The following is a 12,421-nucleotide window of genomic DNA, read 5'->3' as shown; positions in this document are numbered from 1 at the left end:
CTTATAGATAGAAGAATGTGTGAACGAAGAAAACAAAAAACTGGAGGATATATGGGGAAAAATCAAAGAATATATAAGGAGAACGGACAAGTTATCTCTTTTAATCAGTTAGCGGACTTCTTTTATAAAAAAGGGATGAGGGCTTATAAAGGGCAAAAATTGCAAGATGCAATTAAATATTTTCGAAGAGCAGCACAAAGCGAGAAGGAGCCGTTTATTTTATGCCAACTAGCAATAGCATTATCTGAATCTGGTGAATATCAAGAGTCGAATCAGATATTTCTAAAGCTTGTTAGATCCAATCCAGAACTTGAGCAATGCTATTATTTTATTTCAAATAATTATGCATATATGGGCTTGTTTCAACAGGCGAAGAAGTATGCAGAGCGATATTTAGAAGTTGCGGAAGAGAAGGAATTTGTAGAAGATACATTAGAATTGCTTGAGATTATGGAAGAAGATGCAATGGGTGCGGAAGAGATTGAGGATGAAGATGAGCTAATTGTTATGCAAGAAGAAGCGAACCGCTACATTCGTAACGGACAATTAGAAGAGGCGATTGCTACACTAGAAGTTGTTACGAAAGAATATCCAGAATTTTGGTCAGGACATAATAATTTAGCGATTGCACATTTTCAATCAGGTAATGTAGATCAAGCGCTTAAGTTAACAGAAATGATTTTAGAGAAAAATCCTGGTAATATGCATGCGCTTTGTAATACGCTTATTTTTCTATATTCAATTGGAGAGCATAAGCAAGTAGAGTCATTAGCGGGGCAGTTAGTTTCGGTATATCCAATTTCATTTGAGCATCGTTTGAAACTTGGAACAACGCTTGCAACAATTGGTCATTTTGAACCTGCATATAAATGGTTCAAAGTATTAAAGCGTCAAGGGTATGAAGGAGACGTCAGTTTTTATTACTGGTTTGCATACTCTGCGTATATGGTGAAGGAACAGCAAGTAGCTGAAAAAATGTGGCAACATGTTGTAGAATTGCATCCTGATAAAAAAGGAAAAGAACCGTGGAATGCACTGAATTTAGCAGATGAAGGACAAAATCTTTTATTTGAAGAGTTACGAAAATCATTTCAGCAAAGTACGACGCTAGAAGAGAAAATGCTAGCTTTATATTTAATGAATGAATTGTCAACACCAGAGAAGGTTGGATTCTTCTTTGATGTAACGCAAGCGAAAAATGGTGTTCCAATCGTATCGCAACTTGCAAAATATTTCTTTTTACTTAATAGTCATAAAAACATCCCAGCTGATTTACAGCAATTTGAACAGTGCGTACGAATCGCGGATGCATTATACAATTATACGAAAAAAGACGATGAATTAATCGAAGAGTGTTTAAATTTTTGGTTTTGCACGTTCATACGTTTATATACATCTGGAGCGACTTTTACAAATGTGTACGGTTGGTCAGCGGCAATTGAATACATTGTGCGCGGCGAACAAAGAAATAAGATGACACAGGCAGAGCTTGGTGATGTATATAATGTATCTGTAGCGACTGTACGAAAGTATGTGCAGGCTGTTAAGCGCACGCACACGTAGGGTAGGCAAATCATTGGGAAAAAAATGGTGCTAACAGTATAATGAGGGTAACTTAATGTGTATGAATGGGAGTGAATAGTGTGTCAGAAGAAAAAATTTATGATGTCATTATTATTGGTGCAGGACCAGCTGGTATGACAGCTGCGGTATATACATCTCGTGCGAATTTAAGCACACTGATGCTTGAGCGTGGTATTCCAGGTGGACAAATGGCAAATACAGAAGATGTAGAGAACTATCCAGGTTATGAGTCTATTTTAGGACCAGACTTATCAAATAAAATGTTTGAGCATGCGAAGAAATTTGGTGCTGAATATGCATACGGTGATGTGAAAGCAATCATCGATGGTAAAGAGTACAAAACAATTATTGCTGGTAAAAAAGAATATAAAGCACGTGCAATTATCGTTGCAAGCGGTGCAGAGTATAAAAAAATTGGTGTGCCAGGTGAAACAGAACTTGGCGGCCGCGGTGTATCATATTGTGCAGTATGTGATGGTGCATTCTTTAAAGGGAAAGAACTTGTTGTTATTGGCGGCGGAGATTCTGCTGTTGAAGAGGGTGTGTTCTTAACACGCTTCGCATCAAAAGTAACGATTGTTCACCGTCGTGACACTCTTCGTGCACAGAAAATTTTACAAGATCGTGCTTTCCAAAATGAGAAAGTAGATTTCATTTGGAATCACACTATAAAAGAAATTAACGATGCAAATGGGAAAGTGGGAAGCGTAACACTTGTAGATGTAAACAGCGGAGAAGAACAAGAAGTTAAAACTGACGGCGTTTTCATATACATCGGTATGTTACCATTATCAAAACCGTTTGTTGAGCTAGGTATTACAAATGAAAATGGTTATGTTGAAACGAACGAGCGTATGGAAACGAAAGTTCCTGGTATTTTCGCAGCTGGTGATGTTCGTGAAAAAATGCTTCGTCAAATTGTTACGGCAACAGGCGATGGTAGTATTGCAGCGCAGAGTGCACAGCATTATATAGAAGAGTTAGTAGAGGAACTAAAGACTGTAACAGAAAAATAAGGTTATTTTTCCTTTTGAGAAGAAAGCTACCGATAGGTGGCTTTCTTTTTTTGTCCAAATGTCAAACTATTGTCAAAAACAATTAAGAATATAATGATTCTTATTGTTATACTAGAATTTACGGGAAAAATCATTATAAGAAATGAGGAATTTATTCAGTATGGAATGGCGTAATATATATCGTGGATTTTGTATGGGCGTTAGTGATTTAATTCCTGGTGTGAGCGGCGGAACAATCGCTGTTGTGTTGGGAATTTATGAACAATTGCTCGCAGCAATTAGCGGATTTTTTAGTCGTGAATGGAAAAAACATTTAGCGTTTTTAATCCCACTTGCAGCTGGTGTAGCGGCAGCTTTTCTAACGTTAAGTCACGTTATTAAATATTTATTAGCAAATCATTATGAACCGACTCAATTTTTCTTTCTCGGTTTAATTATTAGTATATTACCGATGTTAATGAGAGAAGCTGATGCAAAGGCAACGTTTAAAGGTAGTCATATTGTCTTATTAATAATTGCAGCAATTCTTGTTGCAATAACAGCATTCTTTAAACCAGATAAGGCAGCGGATCCAATTACGACGTTAACAATTTTAAATGCAATCGGTTTATTTTTCGCAGGATGGATGGCTAGTATGGCTATGCTTCTTCCTGGAATTAGTGGATCGTTTATTTTATTAATTATTGGTGTGTATCCAACAGCAATTAACGCTTTAACTACACTCAATTTACCGTTAATCGTGGTTATCGGTGCCGGCGTGATGGCCGGGTTTGTTGTAAGTAGTAAAGGAATTAGTTATTTGTTAGATCGTTATAAAAGTATGACATTTGCGGCAATTATTGGGCTCGTTATCGGGTCGATTGTCATTGTGTTCCCTGGCATTCCGACTGGTGGCATTTCAATTGTAAGTTCAATTATTACTTTTATTTTAGGATTTGCGGTTGTTACTTATTTCGGTAAGAAATAAGTGTTTTAATCCCCTTAACGATAAAAATCGTTAAGGGGATTTTTATGTGCTATTCATGGGAAGTAAGGTATTTTGATTGCTTGTTATAGAAAGAATTTTTACAATTGCTTAACGAAAGGGGACTGGCACCTTCGTTGTAGCAAACTGTTTTTGATAGTATAATGAAATGAGTATGCAGTGAGAAATTTTGCTGCAAGTAGCTGAGGTGAAGAAACATGCAAAGAGTGACAAACTGTGTGTTAATTAGAGATAATGAAGTACTCTTACTCCAAAAACCTCGCCGGAATTGGTGGGTTGCACCGGGCGGGAAAATGGAGCGTGGTGAGACAGTAAGAGATTCCGTTGTTCGCGAGTATCGTGAAGAAACAGGTATTTATTTAAAGAATCCAGCATTAAAAGGGGTCTTCACTTTTGTCATCCAAGAAGGTGATAAAGTTGTTTCTGAATGGATGATGTTCTCCTTTTTAGCAACAGATTTTGCAGGAGAAAACAAATTAGAGAGCGAAGAAGGCATCATTGGTTGGCATACATTTGATAAAATTGATGATTTAGCAATGGCACCAGGGGATTATCACATTATTGATTATTTAATTAAAGGGAATGGTATAATCTACGGTACATTTGTATATACCCCAGATTTTGAGTTGCTTTCATATCGATTAGATCCGAGTTAAACCTGCAAGGAGAGGATACGATGACAGAGAATAATGATATAAAAATGGTAATTATTACAGGGATGTCTGGAGCTGGAAAGACGGTAGCGTTACAAAGTTTCGAAGATTTAGGATATTTTTGTGTAGATAATTTACCACCGATGTTATTGCCGAAGTTTATTGAACTTATGGCAGATTCAAAAGGTAAAATGAATAAAGTGGCACTCGGTATTGATTTACGTGGCCGAGAGTTTTTTGAATATTTATGGGGAGCGCTTGATGATTTATCAGAACGTACATGGATTATTCCTCATATTTTATTTTTAGATGCGAAAGATAGCACACTTGTAACTCGTTATAAAGAAACGAGACGTTCGCATCCACTTGCGCCAACTGGCTTGCCGTTAAAGGGAATTGAAGCTGAGCGTGGTCTCTTAACTGATATGAAGGCACGAGCGAATATTGTGCTTGATACATCTGATTTGAAACCGAAAGAATTACGAGAAAAAATTGTTCACTTATTCTCAACAGAAACTGAGCAAGCATTTCGTGTAAATGTTATGTCATTTGGATTTAAGTACGGAATTCCAATTGATGCTGATTTAGTATTTGATGTTCGTTTTTTACCAAATCCATATTATATTCCACATATGAAGCCATTAACAGGACTGGATGAAGAAGTTTCGTCGTATGTGTTGAAATTTAATGAAACACATAAGTTTTTAGAGAAATTGACGGATCTTATCACTTTCATGCTGCCTCATTATAAAAGAGAAGGTAAGAGTCAACTTGTAATTGCGATTGGATGTACAGGTGGGCAACATCGTTCTGTTACGCTTACAGAGTACCTTGGGAAACATTTGAAACCAGAGTATAGCGTTCATGTATCTCATCGTGATGTGGAGAAGAGAAAGGGCCATTAAGGGATGAAAAAAGAGAGAAAACCTAAAATTGTTATCATGGGAGGTGGAACTGGACTTTCTGTTTTATTAAGGGGATTAAAACAATATCCTGTTGATATTACAGCAGTTGTAACAGTAGCCGACGATGGAGGCAGTTCAGGTAGACTACGTGATGAGCTAGAAATTCCACCTCCAGGTGATATTCGTAACGTACTTGTTGCGTTATCGGATGTAGAACCATTAGTGGAAGCTTTATTTCAGCACCGTTTTACAACTGGAGACGGACTGAAAGGGCATGCGTTAGGGAATTTACTATTGGCAGGTATGACTTCGATTACAGGAGACTTTTATCACGCGATTACGGAAACGAGTAAAGTATTAAATGTCAGAGGACGTGTATTACCAGCAGCGAATCAAAGTGCGGTACTTCATGCAGAATTAGAAGATGGAGAAATTGTAACAGGTGAATCAAAGATTCCTCATTTCGGGAAGAAGATTAATCGTGTCTTTTTAACTCCAGAAGATGTAGAACCGTTATGTGAAACGTTGACGGAAATTAAACGAGCTGATTTGCTTGTTTTCGGTCCAGGAAGTCTGTACACAAGTATATTACCGAATTTAGTTGTTAACAAAATTGGAGACGCTGTTCTTGCTGCAAAAGCGAAGAAGGTATATGTATGTAATGTTATGACGCAAGCGGGCGAAACGAAGGGTTATACTGCGTTTGATCATGTGCAGGCGTTACATGATCATTTAGGTAAACCATTTATCGACACTGCGATTGTAAATAATCGTGATATTCCTCGTGAATTACGTAAGTTATATGAGGAAGAGATGTCGGAACCAGTGGCACTGGATACAAATCGTTTTGCTGAACATAATATCGAAATCATCCAAGATCGATTAGCGAAATATGATGATCGTGTTGTAAGACATGATACATTAAAGTTAGCTTCTATTTTATATTCATTGTTATAAATGTGCGTTGCCTCATTTGAGGTAACGCTCCTCATTCATATAGGACAAGATTTTTGTTCCAAAGTAATAGTATAAGGAGGTGTTGACTGTGTCATTTGCATCAGAAACAAAGAAAGAGTTGACCAACCTTGAAATGAAGGAATGCTGCGAGAAATCAGAATTATCGGCGTTGCTTCGAATGAACGGATCGCTTTCTTTTTCAAACCGTCGCCTATCTATCGATATTCAAACGGAAAATGCAGCAATTGCAAGAAGGATTTATACGCTTTTGAAAAAAGGATATGATGTGACGGTAGAATTACTTGTTCGTAAAAAAATGCGATTGAAGAAAAATAATGTATATATCGTGCGGCTTGTTGAGAAGTCTCGCGAAATATTAGCAGATCTTCACATTGTTCGAGATGACTTTTCGTTTATTCGAAATATATCGCAGGAATTAATCGAGAAGAAATGTTGTAAACGATCGTATTTACGCGGTGCATTTTTAGCAGGTGGTTCAGTAAATAACCCAGAAACATCATCTTATCATTTAGAGATCTTTTCGTTATATAAGGAACATAATGATTCTATATGTGAACTGATGAACGGATTTGATTTAAATAGTAAGACGTTGGAAAGAAGAAAAGGGTACATTACGTATTTGAAAGAAGCTGAAAAAATTACAGAGTTTTTAAATATTATAGGTGCTCATAATGCACTTTTAAGATTTGAAGATATTCGAATTGTTCGCGATATGCGTAATTCAGTAAATCGTTTAGTTAACTGCGAAACAGCTAATTTAAATAAAACAATTGGTGCAGCGCTAAGGCAAATTGAGAACATCCGCTATATTGATGAGACGGTTGGGCTTGATATTTTGCCAGATAAATTAAGAGAAATTGCACAGTTACGAAGAGATTATCAAGATGTAACATTGAAAGAGTTAGGTGAGATGGTATCCGGGGGGAAAATTAGTAAATCGGGTATTAATCATCGTTTGCGTAAAATCGATGAAATTGCAGAGAAATTACGCGCGGGGGAAACAGTAGCAAAAAAATAAAAGGTTAAAGGGGAAATGGAGCTGTGGTTCAAAAACTGGTTAAAGTGGCATTAAAAAACGGCTTACAAGCACGTCCGGCTGCGTTGTTTGTACAAGAGGCAAATCGCTTTCATGCGGATATCTTCATCGAGAAAGATGGAAAGACAGTGAATGCAAAGAGCATAATGGGGATTATGAGCTTAGCGATCGGAACTGGTAGCATGATTACAATCACAACAGAAGGTTCAGATGCAGAAGAGGCTTTGGAAGCATTAACTGCATATGTACAATAAAGGGTTATCGCGAATGTGCGATAGCTTTTTTTATTTTTCTGTTTGTGGGGTGCGTGATACCCTTGTACATAATAAAAAGCGCCCTGTAATAGGGCGCTTCCGCTTTTAGATGTATCCAGCTCCAGCGGCTAGAATGGTCGGTGGCTTCGCTTCTTCCGTCGAGGTAAAAAGCACCTCTTTGTCAGAAGCTCCATCCCCCTCTCATTCTGAACGAGCCGCTGCCGCTTTTAATTCTATCCAGCTCCAGTGGCTAGAATCTCCGGTCGTTTCGCTTTTACATTCAAGGCAAAAAGCGCCTCGGATGTAAAAGCTCCAACGCCCTGCGATTCTGAACGAGCCACTTCCGCTTTTAATTCTATCCAGCTCCAGTGGCTAGAATCTCCGGTCGTTTCGCTTTTACATTCAAGGCAAAAAGCGCCTCGGATGTAAAAGCTCCAACGCCCTGCGATTCTGAACGAGCCACTTCCGCTTTTAATTCTATCCAGCTCCAGTGGCTAGAATCTCCGGTCGTTTCGCTTTTACATTCAAGGCAAAAAGCGCCTCGGATGTAAAAGCTCCAACGCCCTGCGATTCTGAACGAGCCACTTCCGCTTTTAAGTATATCCAGCTCCGGCGGCTAGAACAGTCGCCTCCGCTTTTAAGTATTAACGATTTGTAAAGATCTTATCGATTAAGCCGTATTCTAGAGCTCTTTCTGCTGTCATGAAGTTGTCGCGGTCTGTGTCGCGTTGTAGAACTTCAAGTGGTTGACCTGTGCGGTCAGCAAGAATTTGGTTTAATTTTTCACGTAAGAATAGGATACGTTTTGCAGCGATTTCGATTTCAGTCGCTTGACCTTGTGCTCCGCCAAGTGGTTGGTGAATCATAACTTCACTGTTTGGAAGTGCGTAACGTTTTCCTTTTTCACCTGCTGCAAGTAAGAATGCACCCATAGATGCAGCCATACCGATACAGATTGTTGATACTTGTGGTTTAATAAACTGCATTGTATCGTAAATTGCCATACCAGCTGTGATAGAACCACCAGGGCTGTTGATGTAAATGTGAATATCTTTTTCTGGATCTTGAGATTCCAAGAATAAAAGCTGGGAAACGATTGAGTTTGCTACATTGTCATCAATTGCGCTACCAAGCATAATGATGCGATCCTTTAATAGTCGAGAGTAAATATCGTAAGCGCGTTCTCCACGATTTGTTTGTTCAATTACTGTAGGAATTAAATTCATCTGTTATTTCCTCCTTTAAAAGCTTTCTTAGTCTTATAATACAATTATGGTCAATGAAGGTCAAACGAAACCACTTTAAATCAAAAAATATGTAGTTGTATCATGATTTATTCGCTATGTTTTTAAAATTCCCTGCTTATGTATCTTCAACATCATAACCGAATTACATAAATTTAAACGTGATTAATGGTGTGGGAAAGGCAAAAGAACGCCTTTTGTATAGAAGCGTTCTTTCATTTTTTATTCTTTTAACAGATAGGTTACTTTATTTAAGATTTTCTCGATTTGTTTTGCGTTTTTACTATACATATCACTCGCTGATTTTGATTTTGTTTCTAAAGAGAATAATTCAAGATCAGCATTGCATTTCTTTAAGGATGCCAATAGTAAAGGCTTGTTTTGAGGAGAAGGCATTTGGAGTTTATCATTATAGATGTCGATAGTAAGTTGTCCGTATGAATCAACTTGACCAAGAAAGACATTTTCAATGACAACACCGAGTTTTTCTAGCTCAGAATGTAACCAAGCGCGATTATGCCCGCTAGCAGAAAGAGGTTCATCTAGTACATTTCCATCCATAATAACAGTTTGCGGTTCTTTCTCATTCGGCACTTTTAATCCGAGGTCTTTTGCTGTAAGTGGCTGAGAATCTTTCTTTAATAATACATTTAATTCTCCGCTCGGTTCTAAGACAGCAAATTCGACTTCAGCTATACTGAATGCACCATTTCCTCTAAGAAGTTCAAGTAACTCATCACTTGTATATTTTTCTTTCTTTAAATTATCCTCAAGTACTTTGCCGTCCTTTATTAAGACTGTAGACTTTCCTTCAAAAAAATCTCTAGCAGTTTTGTTTTTTAAGGAAAGAATTCCTACAAAAAAAGGTACCGAGGCAAAAATAAGTATTGCAAAGACGCCGTGGAAAAATTTTGAATCAAGCCCTGTAGATACTTGGGCAGCGATGTCACCGATTGTCATTCCGGCTATGTATTCAAAAAAGGAGAGCTGAGAGATTTGTCTTTTTCCTAACCATTTCGTAATAGCGAATAAAATAATTAATATGAATACAGAGCGAAGAATGACAAGTGTCCATTCCGGCAGGTGAGACATAGTCATTTCCTCCAGTCTACTTAAAACCCTTTATATTGAGGTTCTTCACGTTCTAATACTGAAACTCTATTCTGTAAATCGGTGATGATGCTGTCCATTTCTAACATACATTCATGAAATACACGTTTTGATTCCGCGTCCTGTGAATTTAGTGAAAGGGAGCTTAAACTTGCTTGAGCGCCCCTTACACTGGCAAGGCAGGTTTTAACGCTAGCGATAACTGTCATACGAACACCTTATCCTTTCGGTTTGAATAGCAATGCTCCAATGAAGCCGAAAATAATGGCAGCTGATACACCAGCACTCGTTACTTTAAACATGCCGGTAATAACGCCGACGATGCCATGTTTGGCTGCTTCCTCCATCGCACCATGAACGAGGGCATTACCGAAACTTGTAATAGGTACAGTTGCGCCAGCGCCTGCAAAGTCTATTAATGGTTCATACAGATTGAATCCATCTAATATAGCTCCAGCAACAACGAGTGTTGCCATCGTATGAGCGGGGGTTAGTTTGCCGACATCAAACATAAGCTGTCCGATTACGCATATGAGTCCACCAATGACGAAAGCCCAGAAAAAAATCATTGCGTTGCACCTCCAAATTCAATCGAAACAGCGTGAGCGATACACGGAATCGTTTCTTCTTGTTGGAATGTAAGTGGAGATAGTAAAGCGCCTGTCGCAACGACAAGTATTTTTTTGAATTCTCCTCTTTTCATTCGGTTTAATAAATGTCCGTATACGACTGTTGCTGAACAGCCTGGACCACTTCCACCAGCTATGACAGGTTGACCTTCTCTATAAATGATGATTCCGCAATCTTGAAATTGCTCGCTCTTTACCTTTGTTCCATGTTTATGTAGTAGGTCGTAAGCGATTTCGCGACCGACATGTCCAAGGTCACCTGTTACGATTAAGTCGTAATAAGAGGCGTCAATTTGTCGTTCGCGTAAATGAGCTTCAATCGTATCGACAGCAGCTGGGGCCATCGCACCACCCATATTAAAAGGATCTGTTAGTCCCATATCAATAACTCGTCCAATGGTGGCCGATGTTACTTGTGGACCATATCCAGTGTCGCTTAAAATAGCCGCGCCTGCACCGGTCACTGTCCACTGAGCCGTAGGAGGTTTTTGACCGCCATATTCAGTTGGATAGCGGAATTGTTTTTCTACCGCAGCGTTATGACTTGATGCCCCAGTTAATAAATACTTTGCGCCTTTTGCATTTACGATACTTGCGCCGAGTGCTAAGCCTTCCATAGAGGTAGAACAGGCGCCGAATAAACCGAGATAAGGTGTTCCGAGTGTGCGGCATGCAAAGCTCGTTGGAGTTATTTGGTTAATTAAATCCCCTGCGAGTACGAATTGAATATCGTCTTTACGGAGCTTTGCCTTTTCGGTAGCGCGGCTACAAGCTTCTTCAAATAAAATTTTATGCGCCTTTTCGTAAGAATCTTGTCCGAGCCATAAATCTTCATGCAGGGTATCGAAGTCTTCAGGGATTTTTCCATTTGCCTCAAATGGGCCACCGACTACACCTGTTGAGATGATAACTGGTTTGTTTTCGAATACCCATGTTCGGTGTCCTTGTAACATTTACAGCCCTCCCCATTGAAAGAGAATCGTTTTAATAAGTGCGATGACGAAAGCGGAAAATACGCCAAATAAGATGACCGATCCTGCTAGTTTAAACATGTTACCACCAACGCCGAGAACGAACCCTTCTGTACGGTGTTCAATACACGCGGCAATAACAGAGTTACCAAATCCAGTAACGGGAACTGCGGTACCAGCACCAGCAAATTGTCCGAGGCGATCGTAGACGCCAAATCCCGTCAGTAGCATGGAGATAAAAATAAGAGTTGCAACAGTAGGGTTCCCGGCAGATCTTTCAGTGAAATCAAAGTACGTAATATAAAAGGTGGAAATCAGTTGGCCTATTAGACAAATTAATCCCCCGACGAAAAAAGCTTTTATACAATTTTTTAAAACGGGGCGCTTCGGTTCGCGCTGTTGTTCGAATTTTTTATATTCTTGTTGTACAGGTGTTAAATTTTTATCTTTACTAGACATTTGAATCCTTCCTTCTCTTTTAGAAAGCTTAAATATTAGATCCCATTTCTGATTGAATGAGTTTTAACTGTTCTTTAATGCCATCCTTACTCACTTTCTTTTTCTTAATTTTGTTTTCAAGTTCTTCTATGAGCATAAAGATCTTTTTGTCTGTACTTACACGAATATCGAAAGTAGGGTTTTCATCACTTAGCTTCTTTTTTAATTTACTTCGTAAAGGTTTTAAACCAAATCTTTCGTGATGTTCAGGTTTGATGGCTATGTAAAGATCTAAATTTGTATTAACTGCGGTAGCTTCTATAATTCCCTCCATAGCAAGAGCTTTTTTCTTAGAGTCTTGCGATATAGATTGATTAAAGGATTCTGTACTCATTTTTGTTAACTTAGGGCCCTTTTTCTCATCTGTTCGCTTAGCTTCTTCTTTCTTTACTTTTTTATCTAACGGGCTATTATCACATCCGGTAAGTGAACCGAATAGGAGCATAAATAACGCGGTTATGATTCCAAGTTTTCGCATTATAATCATTCCATTTCTATTGCAGTATGTAATGTGAGAGAAAAAGGATGATTGCATATCATCCTTTTTCTCAAATTGTG

At 38.5% G+C, this 12,421-nt stretch carries 15 protein-coding genes; 8 read left to right on the top strand and 7 right to left on the bottom strand.

Annotated elements, in window-relative coordinates; translation table 11 throughout:
• Positions 1-51 precede the first annotated feature (51 nt).
• From JFU23_RS13830 to JFU23_RS13795, 8 genes are all read left to right on the top strand, one after another.
• Entirely contained in the window at positions 52-1,563 is a 1,512-nt protein-coding gene (locus JFU23_RS13830; RefSeq protein WP_061689018.1) for a tetratricopeptide repeat protein, read from the top strand.
• A gap of 80 nt (positions 1,564-1,643) precedes the next feature.
• Positions 1,644-2,600 (top strand): thioredoxin-disulfide reductase, encoded by a 957-nt coding sequence (trxB, locus tag JFU23_RS13825; protein WP_002089563.1) that lies wholly within the window; start codon positions 1,644-1,646, stop codon positions 2,598-2,600.
• Between the two features lie 160 nt (positions 2,601-2,760).
• On the top strand, positions 2,761-3,567 hold the full coding sequence (locus tag JFU23_RS13820) for a DUF368 domain-containing protein (RefSeq protein WP_002034722.1): 807 nt from the start codon (positions 2,761-2,763) through the stop codon (positions 3,565-3,567).
• A gap of 215 nt (positions 3,568-3,782) precedes the next feature.
• Positions 3,783-4,241: an NUDIX hydrolase gene (locus JFU23_RS13815; protein WP_001190080.1), complete on the top strand. Its 459-nt coding sequence runs from the start codon at positions 3,783-3,785 to the stop codon at positions 4,239-4,241.
• Between the two features lie 20 nt (positions 4,242-4,261).
• A complete protein-coding gene (gene rapZ / locus JFU23_RS13810) occupies positions 4,262-5,143 on the top strand; it encodes an RNase adapter RapZ (protein ID WP_002016084.1) in 882 nt (293 codons plus the stop codon).
• Between the two features lie 3 nt (positions 5,144-5,146).
• Entirely contained in the window at positions 5,147-6,100 is a 954-nt protein-coding gene (locus JFU23_RS13805) for a gluconeogenesis factor YvcK family protein (RefSeq protein ID WP_002016083.1), read from the top strand.
• Positions 6,101-6,188: 88 nt separating this feature from the next.
• The gene (gene whiA, locus JFU23_RS13800; RefSeq protein ID WP_002016082.1) at positions 6,189-7,139 is read left to right on the top strand and encodes a DNA-binding protein WhiA; all 951 of its coding nucleotides are present in this window, start codon (positions 6,189-6,191) and stop codon (positions 7,137-7,139) included.
• A 23-nt stretch (positions 7,140-7,162) separates the two neighbouring features.
• Positions 7,163-7,411, top strand: coding sequence for an HPr family phosphocarrier protein (locus JFU23_RS13795; RefSeq protein ID WP_002016081.1), 249 nt, complete (start codon positions 7,163-7,165; stop codon positions 7,409-7,411).
• Between the two features lie 644 nt (positions 7,412-8,055).
• On the opposite strand, the gene clpP is transcribed toward JFU23_RS13795, so the two are convergent.
• The 7 genes from clpP to JFU23_RS13760 form a co-directional block, all read right to left on the bottom strand.
• Complete coding sequence (gene clpP / locus JFU23_RS13790) at positions 8,056-8,637, bottom strand: ATP-dependent Clp endopeptidase proteolytic subunit ClpP (RefSeq protein WP_001049163.1); 582 nt, start codon at positions 8,635-8,637, stop codon at positions 8,056-8,058.
• Between the two features lie 240 nt (positions 8,638-8,877).
• Positions 8,878-9,747 carry a DUF421 domain-containing protein gene (locus JFU23_RS13785; RefSeq protein ID WP_201032103.1) on the bottom strand — a complete coding sequence of 290 codons (870 nt, stop codon included), beginning with the start codon at positions 9,745-9,747 and terminating at the stop codon, positions 8,878-8,880.
• Positions 9,748-9,767: 20 nt separating this feature from the next.
• Positions 9,768-9,974 (bottom strand): DUF1657 domain-containing protein, encoded by a 207-nt coding sequence (locus tag JFU23_RS13780; RefSeq protein WP_002034728.1) that lies wholly within the window; start codon positions 9,972-9,974, stop codon positions 9,768-9,770.
• Between the two features lie 9 nt (positions 9,975-9,983).
• Positions 9,984-10,334 carry a stage V sporulation protein AE gene (spoVAE, locus tag JFU23_RS13775; RefSeq protein ID WP_000575919.1) on the bottom strand — a complete coding sequence of 117 codons (351 nt, stop codon included), beginning with the start codon at positions 10,332-10,334 and terminating at the stop codon, positions 9,984-9,986.
• A complete protein-coding gene (spoVAD, locus tag JFU23_RS13770; RefSeq protein ID WP_000938981.1) occupies positions 10,331-11,347 on the bottom strand; it encodes a stage V sporulation protein AD in 1,017 nt (338 codons plus the stop codon). Before spoVAD ends, spoVAE begins: the two co-directional genes overlap by 4 nt.
• Complete coding sequence (gene spoVAC, locus JFU23_RS13765; protein WP_002034730.1) at positions 11,348-11,824, bottom strand: stage V sporulation protein AC; 477 nt, start codon at positions 11,822-11,824, stop codon at positions 11,348-11,350. It abuts the gene before it with no gap.
• A gap of 28 nt (positions 11,825-11,852) precedes the next feature.
• Positions 11,853-12,341, bottom strand: a complete 489-nt coding sequence (locus JFU23_RS13760) for a YhcN/YlaJ family sporulation lipoprotein (protein WP_085312774.1) — start codon at positions 12,339-12,341, stop codon at positions 11,853-11,855.
• Positions 12,342-12,421: the final 80 nt, after the last annotated feature.

The organism is Bacillus sp. TH50, assembly GCF_016650565.1.
Classification (GTDB): domain Bacteria; phylum Bacillota; class Bacilli; order Bacillales; family Bacillaceae_G; genus Bacillus_A; species Bacillus_A mycoides.
The sequence above is the reverse complement of the archived record's forward strand: the minus strand, read 5'-3'. Positions and strand labels throughout refer to the sequence as shown.

Excerpts from the sequence above, each read along its gene's own strand:
- JFU23_RS13830 (WP_061689018.1), top strand. The coding sequence starts at position 52 with ATGGGGAAAAATCAAAGAATATATAAGGAGAACGGACAAGTTATCTCT.
- spoVAD (WP_000938981.1), bottom strand. The coding sequence starts at position 11,347 with ATGTTACAAGGACACCGAACATGGGTATTCGAAAACAAACCAGTTATC.
- JFU23_RS13805 (WP_002016083.1), top strand. The coding sequence starts at position 5,147 with ATGAAAAAAGAGAGAAAACCTAAAATTGTTATCATGGGAGGTGGAACT.
- clpP (WP_001049163.1), bottom strand. The coding sequence starts at position 8,637 with ATGAATTTAATTCCTACAGTAATTGAACAAACAAATCGTGGAGAACGC.
- rapZ (WP_002016084.1), top strand. The coding sequence starts at position 4,262 with ATGACAGAGAATAATGATATAAAAATGGTAATTATTACAGGGATGTCT.
- JFU23_RS13780 (WP_002034728.1), bottom strand. The coding sequence starts at position 9,974 with ATGACAGTTATCGCTAGCGTTAAAACCTGCCTTGCCAGTGTAAGGGGC.
- spoVAE (WP_000575919.1), bottom strand. The coding sequence starts at position 10,334 with ATGATTTTTTTCTGGGCTTTCGTCATTGGTGGACTCATATGCGTAATC.
- JFU23_RS13815 (WP_001190080.1), top strand. The coding sequence starts at position 3,783 with ATGCAAAGAGTGACAAACTGTGTGTTAATTAGAGATAATGAAGTACTC.
- JFU23_RS13760 (WP_085312774.1), bottom strand. The coding sequence starts at position 12,341 with ATGCGAAAACTTGGAATCATAACCGCGTTATTTATGCTCCTATTCGGT.
- JFU23_RS13785 (WP_201032103.1), bottom strand. The coding sequence starts at position 9,747 with ATGTCTCACCTGCCGGAATGGACACTTGTCATTCTTCGCTCTGTATTC.
- JFU23_RS13820 (WP_002034722.1), top strand. The coding sequence starts at position 2,761 with ATGGAATGGCGTAATATATATCGTGGATTTTGTATGGGCGTTAGTGAT.
- spoVAC (WP_002034730.1), bottom strand. The coding sequence starts at position 11,824 with ATGTCTAGTAAAGATAAAAATTTAACACCTGTACAACAAGAATATAAA.